Source organism: Stenotrophomonas sp. JAI102 (genome assembly GCF_013409105.1).
Lineage (GTDB): Bacteria > Pseudomonadota > Gammaproteobacteria > Xanthomonadales > Xanthomonadaceae > Stenotrophomonas > Stenotrophomonas maltophilia_AA.
Genome location: NZ_JACCCI010000002.1, coordinates 96,031 through 114,735 on the forward strand (window position 1 = coordinate 96,031; position 18,705 = coordinate 114,735).

General features: G+C 69.8%; 17 protein-coding genes. All 17 read left to right on the forward strand.

What is annotated here, in order from left to right:
* Positions 1-10: 10 nt before the first annotated feature.
* The 17 genes from HDC96_RS09075 (at position 11) to HDC96_RS09155 (ending at position 18,684) form a co-directional block, all read left to right on the forward strand.
* Entirely contained in the window at positions 11-562 is a 552-nt protein-coding gene (locus HDC96_RS09075) for a hypothetical protein (protein ID WP_179459717.1), read from the forward strand.
* A complete protein-coding gene (locus tag HDC96_RS09080) occupies positions 555-2,240 on the forward strand; it encodes an AMP-binding protein (protein ID WP_179459718.1) in 1,686 nt (561 codons plus the stop codon). Before HDC96_RS09075 ends, HDC96_RS09080 begins: the two co-directional genes overlap by 8 nt.
* Positions 2,233-3,018 carry a glycosyltransferase family 2 protein gene (locus HDC96_RS09085; RefSeq protein WP_179459719.1) on the forward strand — a complete coding sequence of 262 codons (786 nt, stop codon included), beginning with the start codon at positions 2,233-2,235 and terminating at the stop codon, positions 3,016-3,018. Before HDC96_RS09080 ends, HDC96_RS09085 begins: the two co-directional genes overlap by 8 nt.
* On the forward strand, positions 3,015-3,962 hold the full coding sequence (locus tag HDC96_RS09090; RefSeq protein WP_179459720.1) for an acyltransferase: 948 nt from the start codon (positions 3,015-3,017) through the stop codon (positions 3,960-3,962). Before HDC96_RS09085 ends, HDC96_RS09090 begins: the two co-directional genes overlap by 4 nt.
* Positions 3,952-5,508, forward strand: a complete 1,557-nt coding sequence (locus HDC96_RS09095; protein ID WP_179459721.1) for an aromatic amino acid ammonia-lyase — start codon at positions 3,952-3,954, stop codon at positions 5,506-5,508. The genes HDC96_RS09090 and HDC96_RS09095 overlap by 11 nt, the downstream gene beginning before the upstream one ends.
* The gene (locus HDC96_RS09100) at positions 5,495-5,917 is read left to right on the forward strand and encodes a thioesterase family protein (RefSeq protein ID WP_179459722.1); all 423 of its coding nucleotides are present in this window, start codon (positions 5,495-5,497) and stop codon (positions 5,915-5,917) included. The genes HDC96_RS09095 and HDC96_RS09100 overlap by 14 nt, the downstream gene beginning before the upstream one ends.
* A complete protein-coding gene (locus HDC96_RS09105; RefSeq protein ID WP_179459723.1) occupies positions 5,914-6,534 on the forward strand; it encodes an outer membrane lipoprotein carrier protein LolA in 621 nt (206 codons plus the stop codon). Before HDC96_RS09100 ends, HDC96_RS09105 begins: the two co-directional genes overlap by 4 nt.
* Positions 6,527-8,872 (forward strand): MMPL family transporter, encoded by a 2,346-nt coding sequence (locus HDC96_RS09110; protein WP_179459724.1) that lies wholly within the window; start codon positions 6,527-6,529, stop codon positions 8,870-8,872. The genes HDC96_RS09105 and HDC96_RS09110 overlap by 8 nt, the downstream gene beginning before the upstream one ends.
* Before the next feature lie 45 nt (positions 8,873-8,917).
* Entirely contained in the window at positions 8,918-10,159 is a 1,242-nt protein-coding gene (locus HDC96_RS09115) for an NAD(P)/FAD-dependent oxidoreductase (protein ID WP_179459725.1), read from the forward strand.
* Positions 10,147-10,698 (forward strand): DUF3261 domain-containing protein, encoded by a 552-nt coding sequence (locus tag HDC96_RS09120; RefSeq protein ID WP_179459726.1) that lies wholly within the window; start codon positions 10,147-10,149, stop codon positions 10,696-10,698. Before HDC96_RS09115 ends, HDC96_RS09120 begins: the two co-directional genes overlap by 13 nt.
* Positions 10,695-11,882: a beta-ketoacyl-[acyl-carrier-protein] synthase family protein gene (locus HDC96_RS09125; protein ID WP_179459727.1), complete on the forward strand. Its 1,188-nt coding sequence runs from the start codon at positions 10,695-10,697 to the stop codon at positions 11,880-11,882. The genes HDC96_RS09120 and HDC96_RS09125 overlap by 4 nt, the downstream gene beginning before the upstream one ends.
* Before the next feature lie 2 nt (positions 11,883-11,884).
* The gene (locus HDC96_RS09130) at positions 11,885-12,340 is read left to right on the forward strand and encodes a hypothetical protein (protein WP_257018678.1); all 456 of its coding nucleotides are present in this window, start codon (positions 11,885-11,887) and stop codon (positions 12,338-12,340) included.
* Positions 12,337-13,068 (forward strand): 3-ketoacyl-ACP reductase FabG2, encoded by a 732-nt coding sequence (locus tag HDC96_RS09135; protein WP_179459729.1) that lies wholly within the window; start codon positions 12,337-12,339, stop codon positions 13,066-13,068. Before HDC96_RS09130 ends, HDC96_RS09135 begins: the two co-directional genes overlap by 4 nt.
* Positions 13,068-14,309 (forward strand): beta-ketoacyl-ACP synthase, encoded by a 1,242-nt coding sequence (locus HDC96_RS09140; RefSeq protein WP_179459730.1) that lies wholly within the window; start codon positions 13,068-13,070, stop codon positions 14,307-14,309. The genes HDC96_RS09135 and HDC96_RS09140 overlap by 1 nt, the downstream gene beginning before the upstream one ends.
* Positions 14,310-14,384: 75 nt before the next feature.
* Entirely contained in the window at positions 14,385-14,822 is a 438-nt protein-coding gene (locus HDC96_RS09145; protein ID WP_179459731.1) for an excinuclease ATPase subunit, read from the forward strand.
* A gap of 267 nt (positions 14,823-15,089) precedes the next feature.
* Positions 15,090-15,356 carry a YcgL domain-containing protein gene (locus HDC96_RS09150; protein WP_176987837.1) on the forward strand — a complete coding sequence of 89 codons (267 nt, stop codon included), beginning with the start codon at positions 15,090-15,092 and terminating at the stop codon, positions 15,354-15,356.
* Positions 15,349-18,684, forward strand: a complete 3,336-nt coding sequence (locus tag HDC96_RS09155) for an ankyrin repeat domain-containing protein (protein WP_179459732.1) — start codon at positions 15,349-15,351, stop codon at positions 18,682-18,684. The genes HDC96_RS09150 and HDC96_RS09155 overlap by 8 nt, the downstream gene beginning before the upstream one ends.
* Positions 18,685-18,705: the final 21 nt, after the last annotated feature.

Here is an 18,705-nt window from a genome sequence, read left to right on the forward strand (position 1 = left end):
AAGACTGACCATGGTCCGGGTACGCGTCGCGGCATTTGCGTTGCTGTCGCTGGCATACCCGCTGGTGGTCTACCTGTCGCTGGGCCGGTTCGAGCCACGCTGGTTGTCGCTGCTGCTGTTCACCCTGGCCGCGCTGCGCGCGCTGACCACCCGCCAGGCGGTGTGGTGGGTGGCCGCGCTCGGCACCGGCCTGCTGGCCCTGATCGCCACGGCCTTCAACGAGGCGCTGCCGCTGAAGCTGTACCCGGCACTGGTGAACGCGGTGATGCTGGTGATCTTCGGCACCAGCCTGCGCTTCGGGCCCAGTGCCGTGGAGCGCCTGGCGCGGCTGAGCGAGCCGGATCTGCCGCCGTTTGCGGTGCTCTATACCCGCCGCGTCACCTGGATCTGGTGCGGCTTTTTTGTTCTCAATGGAAGTCTGGCCCTGGCCACGGCGCTGTGGGCGTCCAACCAGGTCTGGGCGTTCTACAACGGAGTGTTGGCCTACGTGATGATGGGTGCACTGTTTGGCGGGGAGTGGCTGGTCCGGCGACGGGTCAAGGCGGCGCACGCGCATGGCTGAGTGGATCGCACTGGACCGGCTGGCACTGGCGCCGCGGCCCGGCCGCATCGTCGGCATCGCCGGCGACACCGTGGTGGACCACCCGCAGTTCCGTGTGCAGGTGCTGCGCTGGCAGCAGGCGTTCGCGCGCGCGCCCGGCACCGACTGGGCGCTGTATTTCGATGACACGCTCACCTTCGCCGCCGCCCTGTTGGGCGCCTGGCATGCCGGCAAGCGCGTGTTCCTCGGCGGCGATAACCTCCCGGCCACGCTGGAAGGGCTGAGCCCGCGCGTGGCCGGATTCGCCGGTGATGTGCCGGCGCGGTACGCACCGCTGCAGCCCGATGCGGAGGTCGATCCGGCGCGGGTGCTGCAGCCGCTGGATGAGGCACTGCTGGAGCTGGTGGTGTTCACCTCCGGCAGCACCGGCGCGCCGAGCGCGATCGTCAAGCGCATGCGCCAGCTGACCCGCGAGGTGGATGCGCTGCAGGCCGCCTTCGGCGAGCAGCTCGATGGTGCGCAGGTGCAGGGCACGGTCTCGCACCAGCACATCTACGGGCTGCTGTTCCGGGTGCTGTGGCCGCTGGTGGCCGGGCGCGCGATCCAGCCGCGGCGGTTCTTCCACGAAGACCTGGTCAGCGCGCTGGGCGGCCAGCCGTCGGTGCTGGTGGCCACCCCGGCCCATCTCAAACGCCTGCCCGAGCAGCTGGACTGGTCTTCGCTGGGCGGCCAGCTGCGCGCGGTGTTCTCCTCCGGTGGGCCATTGCCGACCGAGGCCGCGCTGCAGGTGCGCGCCTTGATGGGCGTGGCGCCGACCGAGGTGTTCGGCAGCAGCGAGACCGGTGGCATCGCCTGGCGCCGCTGGAGTGCCGAGCAGCCGCAGTGGCATCCGCTGCCGGGCGTGGCGTGGCGGATCGACGCGGGCTGCCTGGCGGTCCGCTCGCCGCACCTGGACGGCGACGACTGGTGGCTGACCCAGGATCGGGCCGTGGCCGATGACGGCCACAGTTTCCGCCTGCTCGGCCGCGCCGACCGCATCGTCAAGATCGAAGAGCGTCGCGTCTCGCTGGATGGCCTGGAGCAGCTGCTGCGTGCGCACCCGGCGGTGCAGGACGTGCGCGTACTGGTGCTGCAAGGCGCGCGCGAACAGCTGGCCGCCGTGGTGGTGCCGCAGGCCGCAGGCACCGCGCAGTGGGACGATGCCGCGCGCCGCCGCCAGGCGCAGCAGCTCGGCGCACATCTGGCCCGCAGCCACGATGCCGTCACCCGGCCACGCCGCTGGCGCTTCATCGATGAGCTGCCCTTCAACGCGCAGGGCAAGGTCACCGCTGCGGCATTGGCCGCGCTGTTCCGCCCGGTAATGCCCACGGCCGAGTGGCAGCAGCGCGATGCCACCACTGCCGCGCTGCAGTTCGTGCTGGATCCGGACCTGGTCGCGTTCGACGGACACTTCCCGCAGGCGAAGATCCTGCCCGGCGTGGTCCAGCTGGACTGGGCGATCCACTACGGCCGCAGTGCGTTCACGATGCCGCCGCGGTTCCTGCGGATGGACGTGGTGAAGTTCCAGCACGTGGCGCGCCCGGGCGACTGCCTGCAGCTGAGCCTGGGCTGGGATGCCGCCAAGTCCGCCATGAGCTTCCGCTATGTCTCCGACCATGGCGTGCACGCCAGCGGCCGGGTGGTGTTCGGCGATGCGTGAAGACACTGGTACCCGCGTGGACAGGCCGGCCTTCGCCCCGTTGGTGGTGATCCCGGTGTACGACCACGCGCACGCGATCGGCGCGGTGGTGCAGGGCGTGCTGGCCAGTGGCGTGCCGTGCCTGCTGGTCGACGACGGTTCGCACCTGGCGTGCGCGCAGGTGCTCGATGCATTGGCGCGCGCACACGCACCCCAGGTAATGCTGCTGCGGCTGCCGATCAACCAGGGCAAGGGCGGCGCGATGCTGGCCGGGTTCGCCGAAGCGGCACGCCTGGGGTACAGCCACGTGCTGCAGATCGATGCCGATGGCCAGCATGAAACCGCCGACATCCCGCGCTTCGTGGCGCTGTCGCAGGCGCAGCCGGAGGCGGTGATCTGCGGCATCCCGGTCTACGATGCCAGCGTGCCGAAGGCCCGCCTGTATGGGCGCTATGCCACGCATATCTGGGTCTGGATCAATACGCTCTCGCTGCAGATCCGCGATTCGATGTGCGGCTTCCGGCTGTACCCGCTGGCACCGGTGACGCGCCTGATCGGCGAGGAAACCATCGGCCGGCGCATGGACTTCGACAGTGAGATCCTGGTGCGGCTGTTCTGGCGCGGCATCCAGGTGATCAGCGTGTCGACCGCAGTCACCTATCCCAGCGATGGCGTGTCGCACTTCGATGTCTGGCGCGACAACGTGCGCATCAGCCGCATGCATGCGCGCCTGTTCTTCGGGATGCTGTGGCGCGCGCCGCGGCTGCTGTGGCAGCGCATCGCGGGTCCGCGCGCATGACCACGCCTGCGCCTGACAGCGCCCCGCACTGGGCCGACATCGGCGAGTCCACCTCGGCCGCCGGCGTGCTGTTCCTGTGCTGGGTACATCGCTGGTTCGGTCGTTGGCCGTTCCGTCTGTGCGTCTACCCGGTGGTGCTCTGCCATTGGCTGACCAACCGGATCGCGCGCGAATCCTCGCTGCAGTACCTGCAGCGCCTGCAGGCGCACGCCGGCGTGTTCGCCTCGCCACCGGGACGCTGGCAGAGCCTGAAGCACTTCGCGCTGTTTGCCGACACCATGCTCGACAAGCTGCTCGGCCTGGGTGGCCGCTATCCGCCCGAGCAGATCTACCTGCAGCGTGACCTGGTCCTGGACAAGATCGCGCGCCGCGAGGGTGGCCTGATCCTCACCGCGCACATCGGCTGCCTGGAGCTGTGCCAGGTATTGGCCGAGCGGGTGCCGGGCTTCCACATCACCGTGCTGGTGCACACCGCCCACGCGCAGCGCTTCAACCGCCTGATGCAGCGGCTCGATCCGCTGGCCTCGGTGGAGCTGCTGCAGGTCACCGACATGGGCCCGGCCACCGCGGTCGAGCTGCAGCGCCGGGTAGAGGCGGGCGGCTTCGTGGCCATCGTCGGCGATCGCGTGCCGTTGCGTGGCGGGCGCACCGTACCGGCCTCGTTCCTCGGCCACACCGCGCAGTTCCCGATCGGCGCCTATGTGCTGGCCGCGGCGCTGGCCTGCCCGGTCTACACCATGGCCTGCCTGCATCACGGCCGTGGCTATCAGGTGCGCTTTGAACACTTCACCGACCGCATCGTATTGCCGCGCGGCTCGCGTGACGCCGCGCTGACCGCGCAGGCCGAACATTTCGCCCGGTGGCTGGAAGTTCAGGTCACCCAGGCACCCTTGGACTGGTTCAATTTCTTCCCCTTCTGGGATCAGGCATCGCATGGCAAGTAAGGCCGATCAGGCACCCTCCGTCCGCTTCGGCGATGCGCCGCTGACCATCGAAGACGTGATCGCGCTGTCGCAGCGCCAGGCCCGGGCCGTCGTCAGCGACGATGCCGCGTTCACCGCGCGCATCCAGCGCGGCGCGGACTTTCTCGATCGCTTGCTGCGCGAAGACGGCGTCATCTATGGGGTGACCACCGGCTACGGCGATTCCTGCACGGTGAATATTCCGCCGGCGCTGGTCGCCGAGCTGCCGCATCACCTGTTCACCTACCACGGCTGTGGCCTGGGGCGCTTCCTGGATCCGCAGGAAACCCGCGCGGTGATCGCCGCACGCCTGGCCTCGCTGGTGCGCGGCATGTCCGGCGTCAGCCACCCGCTGCTGCAGGGCCTGGCCACGCTGCTGCACCACGATGTGCTGCCGCTGATTCCCGCCGAGGGTTCGGTCGGCGCCAGTGGCGATCTGACCCCGCTGTCCTACGTGGCCGCAGTGCTGTGCGGCGAGCGCGAGGTGATGTACCAGGGCGCGCGCCGCCCGGCCGCCGAAGTGCTGGCCGAGATCGGGATGACCCCGCTGCGGCTGCGCCCCAAGGAAGGCCTGGCGATCATGAACGGCACCGCCGTGATGACCGCGCTGGCCTGCCTGGCGTATGACCGTGCCGATTACCTGACCCGGCTCGCCACGCGCCTGACCGCGTTCAACGTGCTGGCCAGCGACGGCAACGCGCACCATTTCGACGAGATGCTGTTCGCCGCCAAGCCCCATCCGGGCCAGACGCAGATCGCCGCGCGCCTGCGCCAGGACCTGCACAGCGACCGCCCGCCGCGCAATGAACAGCGCCTGCAGGACCGGTACTCGCTGCGCTGCGCCCCGCACGTGATCGGCGTGGTGCAGGACGCACTGCCGTTCTTCCGCCAGCTGATCGAAACCGAGCTCAACAGCGCCAACGACAATCCGCTGATCGACGTCGAGGGCGAGCGCATCCTGCATGGCGGCCACTTCTACGGGGGCCATATCGCCTTTGCGATGGATGCGCTGAAGAACACCATCGCCAACCTGGCCGATCTGCTCGACCGGCAGATGGCCCTGGTGGTGGACGCGCGCTTCAACCACGGCCTGCCGGCCAACCTGTCGGCCGCCACCGGTGAGCGTGCGGCGATCAACCATGGCCTGAAGGCGCTGCAGATCAGCGTCTCGGCCTGGACCGCCGAAGCGCTCAAGCAGACCATGCCGGCCTCGGTGTTCTCGCGTTCCACCGAATGCCACAACCAGGACAAGGTCAGCATGGGCACCATCGCCGCGCGTGATTGCCTGCGCGTGATCGAACTGACCGAACAGGTCGTCGCCGCGCTGCTGATCACCGCCCGCCAGGGCGTGGCCCTGCGCGAGCGCGTCGGCATGAAGGCGACCCTGCACGGCGACCTGGCCGCGATGTACCAGGACCTCTCCGGGCGCATCGCCCTGATCGAGGAAGACCGTGCGCTGGATGGCGAGCTGCGCGCCCTGCTGGACGATATCCGCGCACAGCGCTGGGAGCTGTATGTCGACGCCTGAGCTGAGCTTCGAGGTGGCGCTGTCGCCGGCCTTCCACGACTGCGATGCGATGCAGGTGGTCTGGCATGGCAACTACTTCAAGTACTTCGAGATCGCGCGCTGCGCGCTGCTGCAGCGCCACGACTACGATTACCCGCAGATGCGCGATTCCGGCTACCTGTGGCCGGTGGTCGATGCGCGGGTGAAGTACATCCGGCCGCTGCTGTACGGCCAGGCGCTGCGCGTGCGCGCCACGATCACCGAGTGGGAGAACCGCTTGAAGATCGCCTACGAGATCCTGGATGCGGACAGCGGCACCACGCTGACCCGCGCCCACACCATCCAGGTCGCGGTCGACGCGGCCACCAATGAAATGCTCTACCTGTGCCCGCCGGTACTGTGGGAGCGTCTGGGAGTGCAACCGCAATGAACCGTTTCCTGCGCACGCTGTGCGTGCTGGTGATGCTGGCGGTGGTCGCCCCGGCGTGGGCCGCCACCGATGTGGAGGTCGTCAAACAGCGCGTGGCCAAGGTCGACGTGCTGCGCGGCGAGTTCACCCAGGAGAAGCAGGTCGCCGGCTTCAAGAACCCGCTGCGCTCGCAGGGCCGCTTCGTGCTGGCCCAGGCGCATGGGGTGATCTGGACCACGCTCAAGCCGTTCCCCTCCGAGGTGGTGGTCACCCGTGACCGCATCCTCAGCCGGCAACGCGATGGCAGCAGCCGGGTCGAAATGGATGGCCGCCAGCAACCGGCGATGCGCTCGGTCAACGCGATCATGTTCGCGCTGATGAGCGGCGATGCGCAGGCGCTGTCGGCGCAGTTCACGGTCAAGGTCGAGGTGTTGCCCGGCAACGCCTGGAAGATGCAGCTGACCCCGCGCTCGGCGATGCTCGGCAAGGTGTTCGCCCAGCTCACCCTGAGCGGCGACCGCTACGTGCGCGAAGTCCAGATCAACGAGGCCAACCAGGACGTCACCCGCATCCACTTTGCGTGCATGAGCGAGACGCCGGCCACGCTGAGCGCGGACGAGGGCGGCAGGTTTGAATGACGTGCTGACCTCGAACGGCCGCCTGCAGCGCATCTGGCGCTGGCTGGCGATTGTGTGGCTGCTGGTGCTGGTCGGCCTCGGCGTGCAGCAGTGGCAGCTGTGGAAGAGCGAATCCCGGATCGATACCGACATCCTCGCGCTGTTGCCACAGGACGCGCATGACCGCCTGTTGTCCGATGTCACCCGGCGCATCGCCGATGCCAATGCGCGTCAGATCGTGGTGCTGCTGGGCAGCACCGATGCGGCACGGACCAAGGTGGCCGAGGCGGCCTTCCGCGACGCCATCAAGGGAGGGCAGGGCGCGGCCCCGCTGCTGCAGGAAAGCGGCTCGATCGAGGGCTGGTTCGATCAGGCCCGCGCGTTCTACGCCCCGTATCGCGACCGCCTGCTGACCAGCGCACAGCGCGAGCGCCTGCAGGATGAACACACCGAGGGCCTGGCAGCGTCGGCACTGGCGGCGCTGTACGGTCCGATGGGCGCACCGCGCCTGACCGAATGGCGTCAGGATCCGCTGTCGCTGTGGCCGCAGTGGTGGCAGGAACGCGCGCTGGGCTCGGGCCTGCAGATGGGCGATGACGGCCTGCTGGAGGCCGACGGCAAGCATTGGTCGATCGTGCAGTACGACACGGTCGGTTCGGCATTCCAGCTCGACGGCGAGCGGCACATCGATCTGCTGCTGGATATCGCCGCTGAAGCCGCCACGAAGCAGGCACCGGGCCTGGAGGTGCTGCGTGCCGGCGTGCCGCTGCATGCCGAAGCGGCGGCAGTGCAGGCCAGCTGGGAAATCAACACGATCGGCTGGGGTTCGCTGGCGGCGGTGCTGCTGCTGGTGTGGCTGGCGTTCCGCTCGCTGCGCCCGATCCTGCTGGTCGCCGCGTCGCTGCTGATCGGCTGCGGTGTCGCGCTGGCGGTGACCGTGCTGGTGTTCGGCAAGGTGCACGTGCTGACCCTGGTGTTCGGCGCGTCGCTGGTCGGCGTTGCCGAGGACTACGGCATCCACTGGTTCGCCTCGCGCCAGGCCGAGCCCGCCGACCGCCGCTGGAAGTTGCTGCGGCACCTGCTGCCCGGGTTGTGGCTGGCCCTGCTGACCAGTGCGCTGGCCTATCTCGCGCTGGGCCTGGCGCCGTTCCCGGGCCTGCGCCAGATGGCGCTGTTCTCGGTGGTCGGCCTCGCGGCCGCGTTCCTCACCGTGATCTTCTGGTTCCCGTGGCTGGACGGCGGCGAGGTCCGCCGCACCGGGTTCGCCCGCTGGCTCGGCGCCACGCTGGAGCGTTGGCCGCGCCTGCAGGGGCGCAGGGCCGCGGTGTTCCTGGGCGTGGTCACCGTGCTGTCCGCGCTCGGCATCGCCCGCCTGCAGACCAACGATGATCTGCGCAGCCTGCAGTCGTCGCCGCCCGCGCTGATCGCCCAGCAGATCCGCATCAGCCAGATGCTCGGCATGCCCAGCCCGGCCCAGTTCTACCTGGTGCAGGGCGACACCGCCGAGCAGGTGCTGCAGCGCGAAGAAGCGCTGATCGACCGCCTGCGCGTGCTCGAGGCCGACAAGCAGATCGGGGGGTATCGTGCGATCAGCGACTGGCTGCCCTCGCAGCAGCGGCAGCACGCCGATGCCGCGTTGACTGCCAGGGTCGAGCCGCAGGTGCTGGCCCAGGTCGGTGAGGCCGTCGGTGAACCACTGCTGCGCCCGGCCTACGCCGCGCAGGATCTGCAGGCCGACGCCTTCCTCGCCTCGCCGGCGGCGATGCCGTTCCGCCACCTGTGGCTGGGCACGGTCGGGCAGGGCGTGGGCTCGGTGGTGATGGTCGACGACCTCTCGCGCGCCGATGCGCTGACGCTGCTGGAAGCGCAGGCCACGGGCATCGACGGCGTGCGCTGGGTCGACCGCACCGCCGATTTCTCGGGGCTGCTCAAGCATTACCGCAAGCTGATGAGCGGCCTGCTGCTGATCGGCATCGCGCTGGTGTTCGCGGTGCTGTACTGGCGCTACCGCGGGCAGGCCTGGCGCGTGCTCGCGCCGACCCTGGTCGCCGGTGCGCTGACGCTGGCGCTGCTGGGCCTGTTCGGGCAACCGCTGCAGCTGTTCAACGTGCTCGCCTTGATGCTGCTGCTCGGCATGGGCATCGATTACGGCATCTTCCTGATCGAACACCGCGGTGATGCCAGTGCCTGGCTCGCGGTCTGCGTCGGGGCGGCCAGTACCTGGCTGTCCTTCGGCCTGCTCGGGCTGTCGGCCACGCCGGCGCTGCGCGCGTTCGGCTTGACCCTGCTGTTCGGCATCGGCCTGGTCTGGCTGATTTCGCCGCTGTTCCGACCACCGCCGCACGACGCACCGCACTGAGCGACCGCGTTTTTCCCTTTCATGATCTGATCAAGGATGTATCCGATGAACCCGCACGTGGAACGTACTGACATCCTGGTCATCGGCGCCGGCCCGGCCGGTTCCGTGGCCGCCGCGATGCTGCGCCAGCAGGGTCGCCAGGTGCTGATCCTGGAGCGCCAGCAGTTCCCGCGCTTCTCGATCGGCGAGAGCCTGCTGCCGCAGAGCATGGAGTACATCGAGGCCGCCGGTCTGCTGCAGGACGTGGTGCAGGCCGGATTCCAGTACAAGAACGGCGCGGCCTTCGTGCGCGGCGAGGCGACCACCGAGTTCGATTTCCGCGACAAGTTCTCGCCCGGCTGGGGCACCACCTACCAGGTACAGCGCGCCGACTTCGATGACGTGCTGGCGCGCGGTGCCGAGCGCATGGGCGCCACGCTGCGCTTCGGCGATGAAGTGCTGTCGGTGCAGCCCGGACGCCCGGCGCAGGTGCAGGTGCGCCGCCCGGATGGCAGCGAATACACCATCGAAGCCGGCTTCATCCTCGATGCCAGTGGTTTCGCCCGGCTGCTGCCGCGCCTGCTGAAGCTGGAGTCGCCGTCGAACTTCCCGGTGCGCGGCGCGATCTTCTGCCACGTGCGCGACCACATTCCAGCCGGCGCGGGTTTCGACCGCAACAAGATCCTGATCACCACCCATCCCGAGCACGTGGACGTGTGGTACTGGACGATTCCGTTCTCCAACGGCTGCTGCTCGCTGGGCGTGGTGGCCGAGCCGGCCTTTTTCGAACGCTACCCCGGCACCGATCTGGAAAAGCTGCAGGCGATCGTCGGCGAAGACCCGAACCTCACCCGTCTGCTCGGGAACGCCGAGTGGGCGGTACTGCCGGTGCGCACCATCACCGGGTATTCGGCCAACGTCTCGTCGTTGTGGGGCGAGGGCTATGCGCTGCTGGGCAATGCCGGCGAGTTCCTGGACCCGGTGTTTTCCTCGGGCGTGACCATCGCCTTCAAATCGGCGCAGCTGGCCAGCGCTTGCCTGGCACGCGAACAGGCCGGCGAAACGGTGGACTGGGAGCAGGACTTCTCGGTACCGCTGCGCGCCGGCGTGAAGACCTTCCGGCGCTTCGTCGAGGCCTGGTATGCCGGCGGCTTCCAGAAGATCATCTACCATCCCGATCCGCACCCGGAGGTCCGCCGCATGATCTCCTCGATCCTGGCCGGCTACGCCTGGGACACGCAGAACCCGTATGTCGCCGATGCCAGTGGCCGGCGCCTGCGCGTATTGGAGGAACTGTGCAGCGCCTGATCCTGCCCCTGTTGCTGAGTCTGCTGCTGGCCGCGTGTGCCAGCACCCGGATGCCCACGCCGCTGGTGCAGTTGCCGACGCTGCAGCTGGCGCCGTCGGCCTTGCCGCAGCCGGTGCAGCTGCAGCAGCGCCTCCAGTTCCGCTTCGGCAGCCACGAGCGCGAGCTGGACGCGCTGCTGGAAGTGGATGCCGGGCAGGTGCGGCTGGCGGTGCAGGCCATGGGCCAGACCGGCGTGCGCATGGTCTGGGACGGGCAGCACCTGGAACAGACCCGTGCGCCGTGGCTGCCGCCGCAGGTGCGCGGTGAACGCGTGCTGGACGACCTGCAGTTCTCGCTCTGGCCGGCGGCGGCGATCCGCGCCGCGCTGCCGGCCGGCTGGACCCTGCAGGAGACCGATGGCGTGCGGAGCCTGGAGCAGGGCGGCAAACCCTGGCTGGTGCGCGACACGCTGCCCGATGGCCGCGTGCGCCTGCGCAACCTGGCCGAGGGCTATGAACTGGTGATCGAATCGATGGACATGGGGCAGGGCCAAGAGTGAGCAGCAGTGCGGTCTATCTGAACGAACTGGGCGTGATCTGTGCGCTGGGCGCCGACCGCGCCGAGGTGCGCGGCGGCCTGTTCGCGCCACAGCCCGGCGGATTGCGCGACAACGATGCCATCCTGCCCGGCCGCACGCTGGCGCTGGGCGAGGTCCATGCGCCGTTGCCGGATCTGGCCGAGCTGCCGGTGGCCCTGCGTGGCCGCAACAACGGCCTGCTCGACGCTGCGCTCGGCCAGATCCGCGAGGCCGTCGCTGCCGCCGTGGCCCGCTTTGGTGCCGAGCGCGTGGCGGTGATCATCGGCACCAGCACCTCGGGCATCGGCGAATCGGAGAGCGCGCTGCGCAGCTACCATCGCGACGGTACATGGCCGGCCGATTTCCATTATGCGCAGCAGGAAATGGGGACCGCCGCGCGTTTCGTGCGCGAGCGGATCGGCAGCACCGGCCCGGCGTGGACGATCTCCACCGCGTGTTCCTCCAGCGCCAAGGCGCTGATGTCGGCCGCGCGCCTGCTGCAGGCCGGCGCGGTCGATGCGGTGGTCGCCGGGGGCGCGGATTCGATGTGCCGCTTCACCGTGGCCGGGTTCAGCGCGCTGGAGTCGGTCTCGGCGTCGCGCTGCAATCCGTTCTCGGTGAACCGCAGCGGGATCAACATCGGCGAAGGCGCGGCGCTGTTCCTGATGACGCGCGAGCCGGGCCCGGTGCGCCTCGCCGGTTGGGGCGAATCCTCCGACGCGCACCACATGTCCGCCCCGGACCCGCAGGCACGCGGCGCGATCGATGCCATGCAGCAGGCGCTGGACCGGGCCGGCCTGTCCGCGCCGCAGATCGACTACGTGAACCTGCACGGCACCGCCACCGGCCACAACGATGCGATGGAAAGCCAGGCGGTCGCGGCGGTGCTCGGCACGCAGGTGCCGGCCAGCTCGACCAAGCCGCTGACCGGGCACACGCTCGGTGCCTCCGGGGCGATCGAAGCGGCGCTGTGCTGGATGACGCTGGCGGACAACCCGGACCAGCAGCTGCCCACCCACTGGTGGGACGGGCAGGCCGATGACGCGTTGCCGGCGCTGGCGCTGGTAGCACCGGGCACGTGCGCCGCGCAGCCGCTGCAGCATGTGCTCAGCCACTCGTTCGCCTTCGGTGGCAGCAATGCCGTGCTGGCGTTGGCCCGGGGATGAGCATGCCGCTGCCCGATGACATCGACGCGGTGCTCCCGCACCGCGACAGCATGCGCCTGATCCACCGCGTGGTGGCCTGGGAGGACGCGTCCATCGCGGTCGAGGTGGACGTGCCGGCGCAGGGTCTGTTCTGCACCCCCGACGGTGTGCCTGCCTGGGTCGGGGTCGAATACATGGCCCAGGCGATCGCCGCCTGGGCCGGGTGCCGCGCGCGCCATGCCGGCAGGGCGCCGTCGATCGGCTTCCTGCTCGGCACCCGCCGTTACACCGCCCACCAGCCGTTCTTCGCCGCCGGCAGTTGCCTGCGGGTGGAGGCGAACTGCGAGCTGTTGGGCGAGAATGGCCTGGGCATGTTCGCCTGCCGGATCCTGGCAGGTGATATCGAAATGGCGGTCGCCAACGTCTCCGTGTTTGAACCCACGGATGCGATGGCCTATCTGGAGACTGGAGAGGCATGACAGGGAATTTGACCGTGCTGGTGACCGGCGCCAGCCGTGGCATCGGCCGCGCCGTGGCGCTGCGTTGCGCGCGCGACGGCTTCGATGTGGTGGTGCATTGCCGCAGCCGTATCGAGGAAGCGCAGGCCGTGGTGGCCGAGATCCAGGCCCTGGGCCGCCAGGCCCGGGTGCTGATGTTCGATGTGGCCGACCGTGACGCCGCGCGCACCGCGCTGGAAGCCGACATCGCCGAGCACGGCACCTACTACGGGGTGGTCTGCAACGCGGGTATCGCCCGCGACGGCGCCTTCCCGGCGATGCCGGCCGAGGATTGGGATGCGGTCATCCACACCAACCTGGACAGCTTCTACAACGTGCTGCACCCGTTGGTGATGCCGCTGGTGCGCCGGCGCAAGCCGGGCCGCATCGTCACCCTGTCCTCGGTGTCCGGCCTGGTCGGCAACCGCGGCCAGACCAACTACAGTGCGGCCAAGGCCGGGATCATCGGTGCCACCAAGGCGCTGGCGCTGGAACTGGCCAGCCGCGCGATCACCGTCAACTGCGTGGCCCCCGGCCTGATCGAGACCGAGATGGTCAATGAAGAAGTGGTCGAGCACGCGCTCAAGTTGATTCCCGCCAACCGCCTGGGCCAGCCGGACGAGGTCGCTGCGGCGGTGTCCTTCCTGCTCTCCGAATCGGCCGGGTACATCACCCGCCAGGTGATCTCGGTCAACGGAGGCATGGTCTGATGGCCCGTCCCGATCGTCGCGTCGTGGTCACCGGCGCCGCTGCCATCAGCCCGCTCGGGCAGGACTGGGCGAGCATCCGCACGCGCCTGCAGGCGCGGACCAATGCGGTGCGCTACATCCCCGAGTGGGAAGTCTTCGACGGCCTGAATACCCGCCTGGCCGCGCCAGCCGAGGCATTCGAGCTCCCGTCCAACTACAACCGCAAGACCACCCGCAGCATGGGCAAGGTGGCGGTGATGTCGGTGCGCGCCACCGAACTGGCGCTGGAGGCGGCCGGCCTGTTGGGCCATCCGGTGCTGCGCAGTGGCATGGCCGGCGTCGCCTACGGTTCGTCCTCGGGCAGCCACGAAGCCACCGCCGAGTTCGGCCGGATGCTCCATGAGCACACCACCGAAGGCATCAGCGCCACCACCTACCTGAAGATGATGAGCCACACCTCGCCGGTGAACATCGGCGTGTTCTTCGGTTTGTCCGGCCGGGTCTACACCACCTCCAGCGCCTGCACCTCGGGCAGCCAGGGCGTGGGCTCGGGCTACGAGGCGATCCGCAGCGGCAAGCAGACGGTGATGGTCACCGGCGGTGCCGAGCAGCTCGACGCCACCGCCGCGGCGGTGTTCGACACCCTGTTCGCCACCAGTGTGCGCAATGACGCGCCGCAGACCACGCCCAGCCCCTTCGATGCGCACCGCGACGGCCTGGTGCTGGGCGAGGGCGCCTGCACGCTGATCCTGGAAGAGCTGGAGCATGCCCAAGCGCGCGGCGCCACGATCCTGGCCGAAGTGGTCGGCTACGGCACCAACAGCGATGGCCAGCATGTCACCCAGCCCAGCGCCGGCACCATGGCGCAGGCGATGCGGCTGGCGCTGGGAGATGCCGAGCTGGCCGCCGACCGGATCGGCTACGTCAACGCACACGGCACCGCCACCGAGCACGGCGACATCGCCGAAACCCAGGCCACCCACCAGGTGTTCGGGCCGGGCATGCCGATCAGCTCGCTGAAGAGCTACGTCGGCCACATGCTTGGGGCCTGCGGTGCGTTCGAAGCCTGGCTCAGCATCGAGATGATGCGCGAGGGCTGGTTCGCCCCGACCCTGAACCTGCATGAGGTCGATCCCCGCTGCGGTGCGCTGGATTACATCGCCGGCGAGGGCCGCGCATTGCAGACCGACTACGTCATGAGCAACAACTTCGCCTTCGGCGGCATCAACACCTCGTTGATCTTCCGCCGCTGGCAGGACTGACCGCTGTTTCCGGCCTGCGTCGCGGGCCGGCTTTTCCGTAGACCCCTCGCATCCCACCAACAAGGAGAACGTTGAATGCGTCATTTTGCCCTGATCGCCGCCACCGCCCTGCTCGCCGTTGCCAGCACCGCCCAGGCCCGCGACACCCGTGTCGAGCAGTCGCTGCATGAGCTGGTCAATTCCGCTGAAGCCCGCAATGTCGGCATCGACGGCAGCGTGAAGTTCTATCTGGCCGGTGAAAAGGTCAGCGTGGTGGAACGTCTGGGCGAGGACGTGACCAACAAAAAGACCAACGCCGCCAACAAGAGCGACGCCGAGGCCTGCCGCTGGGTGGCCCTGTCCGCGCTGCGCGCGCTGCAGGATGGCGCCAGGTCGCGCGGTGCCAATGCCGTGGTCGACATCGTCAGCTACTACAAGAAGAACGAGTTCAAGAGCACCACCAACTACGAATGCTATGCAGGCGCGATCCTGGCCGGCGTGGCGCTGAAGGGCACCTACGCCAAGGTGAAGTAAGCACGCTCGGCCACCGTCCCTTCGGGGCGGTGGTCGCGGTCGGCAGGACCGCCAACCACGCCCGTCCCGGGCACGACGCAGCGACGCATTCATCACAGCGGCATGGGCAGACTGCAGCGGCGCCCAGCTGAACGGCATCGCGACATTGATGAACCTCGTGCTGTCCCGCGACGGAAAACCGACAGCAGACCGTGCACGCAGCTTTCACCTGTGCCGGCTTTCCTCCACAATCATTGCCATTCACTACCCTGGGCAAAGCCCTGCGGCATGCAAGCCTACGTCTATAAAAGCCAACGCAAGCAGGACAGCTTCGTCTATCTCGCCGTTCGTGATGACTTCTCGGTCATCCCGGACGCGGTGAAGGCCTCGCTGGCGCCGTTCCAGTTCGTTCTCGAAGTGGCCCTGACTCCCGACCGTCGCCTCGCCCAGGCCGATGCCGCACAAGTGCGCCAGAACCTGACCGAGCGGGGATTCCACCTGCAGCTGCCGCCGCCGCCTCTGGCGCCGGTCCGGATCCCGCGACGCAATGACTGACGCCCAACGCCCCCGCGCCGTTGCCTCCGCTGCCGCGCTCGGCGTGCTGCTGGCCCTGGCTGCGGCTGTCGGTGGCGTGCCCGGTGCCGTGTGTGCCGCGCTGGCCCAGCCAGCGTTCGCGCTGGCGGTGTCGTGGTGGCGCCGCACGCGGCCGCTGCAAGCGCTGCCACAGGTCGCGCGCCAGGATGCTCCCGCGCTGCTGGCGCTGTGGTCCCTCGGCCCACTGTTGCTGACCCTGCTGGTGGCCTGGCCGCTGGGCGCGTTGCACGACAGCGGCAGTCTGGCGGCCGTGCTGGGCCTGAGCGTGGCGGTCAGTGCCGCGCTGCTCGGGGTCTGGCGGACCTGGCCGTTGTGGAATGACGTGGAGCGCAGCGAAGGCAGCCTGGCGCGCCACTGGCAGACGCTGGCCGGGCGCGACCTGACCGCCTGGCGCGGCCTGGCCGTCGCCGCGCTGGTGGTCCTGGTCTGCGCGCTGGTAGTGCTGCCGGCGTGGCCGGGGCTGGTGTCGGACGCACTGCACTGGCCGATCGCCGCTGCGGTCGTGCTGCTGTCGCCGTTGGCGCACGTGCTGCTGCAGGCGATCGCCCCGGCCGACGCGTTGACGGCGACATTGCCGGTCCAGATGAGTGGCGACCGCGAGGATCCGTTCGCCGGGCACCACGCCGAGCCCACGCCGCTGGAATCGATTGGCCTGCACGAACAACAGCCGGCGCTGTACGACGCCGCGCGCAGCGGCCGGGTCGACCGCGCCCTGCAGCTGCTGCAGGCCGGCGCGGACCCGCACGGCCTGCCTGATCCGGCCTGGCGCGACCAGCGCAGCCTGGCCGTGCTCGCCGCGGTGCTGCCGGACCTGCGCCTGCTGCGTGAACTGATCGCCCGCGGCGTGGGCGTCAACGCGCCGCATCGCGGCATGACCCCGCTGCTGGCCGCCACCCGCGACAGCTGGCACGGTCGCCCGGAGGCGGTGATGACCCTGCTCGCCAACGGCGCCGACCCGCGTGCGGTGGACAGCGAAGGCAACACCCCCCTGCACCATGCCGCGCGCAGCTCCGATCCCGGCGTCGCCGCCCTGCTGCGCGATGCCGCCGCCGAAGTGGATGCGCTGAACGACGATGGCTGGTCACCGCTGGCGGTCGCCTGCCAGGTCGGCAACTGGCGCCTGGCCAAGTTCCTGCTCGAACGCGGCGCGAAGACCGAGCCGGCCGAAGGTACGCCCGTGCTGCTTGCCGCCGCCGGTACCGAAGAAGACGATCCGGCTGGTGTGCAGCTGCTGCTCAAGCACAAGGCCCGCGCCGACGCGCGCGACCGCCAGCGCCGCAGCGCGCTGCACGAAGCCGCGCTGGCCGGCCATGTCGACATCATCGATGTGCTGCTGGCCGCCGGCGCCAATCTGGAAGCGCGCGATGCACTGGCGCGCACGCCGTGGCTGGAAGCGGCGCGCGGGGGCCGTGCCGGCGTGGTGGAACACCTGCTGCCGCACCAGCCGGACCTCAATGCGGTCGATGGCGAAGGACGCAACGCGGTACTGCTGGCCTGCATGGCGGACAACGTGTCGCCGCTGCTGGTGCGCCGCCTGCGCGACCTGGGCATCGCCGTCGACGTGGCCGATCCACAGGGCCGACGTGCGGTGGACATCGCCGCCGGCGCCGGCCGCTGGGCGATCGTCTCGCTGCTGGATCCCGCCTACCCGCTGCCGTCCGCGGTCAGCGATGGCCTGGTGATGTCCGCTGACAGCGATGCGGCCGCGCCCTCGTTGCCGGACCGCCCGCCGCTGGAACTGCTGCGCGAAGCGCTGGGCTTCGGCAACGTGGAGGGCATGGCCGCGCTGGCCCGCCTGTGCGCGCCGGAGGAACTCGGTGCGCTGCTGCACGATGCCGAACTGGCGCTGGACCCACAGGCGCTGGACTGGTTGCTCGCGCACGGCGCGGCGCCCGAAGTGCTCGATGCCTGCGGTGATACCCCGATGTTCGCGCTGCTGGCGCGGGGCATCGACGCGGTGCCTGCGCTGCAGGTGCTGCTGCGCCGTGGCCTGTCCCCGGCCGGTCGCGGTGGCCTGGCACGGCTGTTGAGCGCCTGCGCCCAGCACGACCACGCCTCGCGCGGGCTGGAACAACTTGCGCTGGAACTGCTGGAACGCGGCGCGGATCCGTTCGCGCCATCGCCGGCCGGCGACCCGCCGCTGTCGCTGGCCGTGCGCCTGGGCTGGCTGCGCCTGCAGCAGGCGCTGCTCACCCAGGGCGTGGACCGCGAAGCACGCGACAGCCATGGCATGACCGCGCTGCATCTGGCCACCGCGCTCGCACGCGAAGGCTCGATCAAGCTGCTGGTCCAGCAGGGCGCCTCACCCGAAGCGCGTGCGGCCGACGGCCAGACGCCGCTGGGCGTGGCGCTGTCGATCGGCCGCCGCGACCTCGCCGACTGGCTGGACTGGCGGGTATGGCCGTTGCCGCGCCGCGCGCTGCGCGACGGCGACCTGCCGGCTGCGGCGATGGCCGGCGATGCCGATGCCGTGCGTCGCCTGATCGATCTCGGCTTCGGCGTCGATGTGGTCGACGCACAGGGCTGCACCGCCCTGCTGCGTGCAGCCGGTGGCGGTCACCTGGCCGTGGTCGACCTGCTGCTTACCCGCGGCGCGAATCCGCAGCATGCTGCGGCCAGTGGCGCCACGCCGCTGTCGGCCGCGGTGAGCATGCGCCAGATCGATATCGTTTCAGCCCTGCTCGATGCCGGTGCCGAACTCGAATACCGCCTGCCCGGCGGCGTCACCGTGCTGATGCTGGCCTCGGCGCTGGGCCTGCCGGACATCGTCTCGCGCCTGCTCACCGCCGGTGCCAACGTACATGCGGGCGATGCCCAGCAGCTCGGCCCGCTGCACTGCGCCGCGCTGTACGGCTTCAGTGCGCGCGATCGCTCGCGTCTGCTCGCGCTGCTCGACACGCTGCTGCTGGCCGGCGCCGAACCGGACCAGGCCGCCGCCGGCTCGGTCACGCCGTTGCTGCTGCTGCTCGGCGCCCGCGCCGAACCGGGCACCGCCTGCGACGAGCAGATCGTGCTCGCCGCGGTGGAGCGCCTGCTGGACGAAGAGGTCTCGCTGGACGTGCGGGATCCGCGTGGCTTCGGCCCGCTGCATCTGGCGGCCCTGCACGGACTGCCGCTGCTGGTGCAGCGCCTGCTGCGTGCCGGCGCCGACCCGGACGTGCGCGACGCACTCAACCGCAGCCCGCGCGAGATCGCGGTGATGCGTGGTTTCATCGACGTCGCCGGCGAATTCGAACCGCTGGTGCCGGGGGTGTCCTCGATGGCCCGGTTCCTGCGCGATAACGGCTGAGCCCCGCCTGGTAGTGCCGGC

Excerpts from the sequence above, each read along its gene's own strand:
- HDC96_RS09155 (WP_179459732.1), top strand. The coding sequence starts at position 15,349 with ATGACTGACGCCCAACGCCCCCGCGCCGTTGCCTCCGCTGCCGCGCTC.
- HDC96_RS09090 (WP_179459720.1), top strand. The coding sequence starts at position 3,015 with ATGACCACGCCTGCGCCTGACAGCGCCCCGCACTGGGCCGACATCGGC.
- HDC96_RS09095 (WP_179459721.1), top strand. The coding sequence starts at position 3,952 with ATGGCAAGTAAGGCCGATCAGGCACCCTCCGTCCGCTTCGGCGATGCG.
- HDC96_RS09145 (WP_179459731.1), top strand. The coding sequence starts at position 14,385 with ATGCGTCATTTTGCCCTGATCGCCGCCACCGCCCTGCTCGCCGTTGCC.
- HDC96_RS09100 (WP_179459722.1), top strand. The coding sequence starts at position 5,495 with ATGTCGACGCCTGAGCTGAGCTTCGAGGTGGCGCTGTCGCCGGCCTTC.
- HDC96_RS09135 (WP_179459729.1), top strand. The coding sequence starts at position 12,337 with ATGACAGGGAATTTGACCGTGCTGGTGACCGGCGCCAGCCGTGGCATC.
- HDC96_RS09150 (WP_176987837.1), top strand. The coding sequence starts at position 15,090 with ATGCAAGCCTACGTCTATAAAAGCCAACGCAAGCAGGACAGCTTCGTC.
- HDC96_RS09140 (WP_179459730.1), top strand. The coding sequence starts at position 13,068 with ATGGCCCGTCCCGATCGTCGCGTCGTGGTCACCGGCGCCGCTGCCATC.
- HDC96_RS09115 (WP_179459725.1), top strand. The coding sequence starts at position 8,918 with ATGAACCCGCACGTGGAACGTACTGACATCCTGGTCATCGGCGCCGGC.
- HDC96_RS09080 (WP_179459718.1), top strand. The coding sequence starts at position 555 with ATGGCTGAGTGGATCGCACTGGACCGGCTGGCACTGGCGCCGCGGCCC.
- HDC96_RS09105 (WP_179459723.1), top strand. The coding sequence starts at position 5,914 with ATGAACCGTTTCCTGCGCACGCTGTGCGTGCTGGTGATGCTGGCGGTG.
- HDC96_RS09085 (WP_179459719.1), top strand. The coding sequence starts at position 2,233 with ATGCGTGAAGACACTGGTACCCGCGTGGACAGGCCGGCCTTCGCCCCG.
- HDC96_RS09075 (WP_179459717.1), top strand. The coding sequence starts at position 11 with ATGGTCCGGGTACGCGTCGCGGCATTTGCGTTGCTGTCGCTGGCATAC.
- HDC96_RS09130 (WP_257018678.1), top strand. The coding sequence starts at position 11,885 with ATGCCGCTGCCCGATGACATCGACGCGGTGCTCCCGCACCGCGACAGC.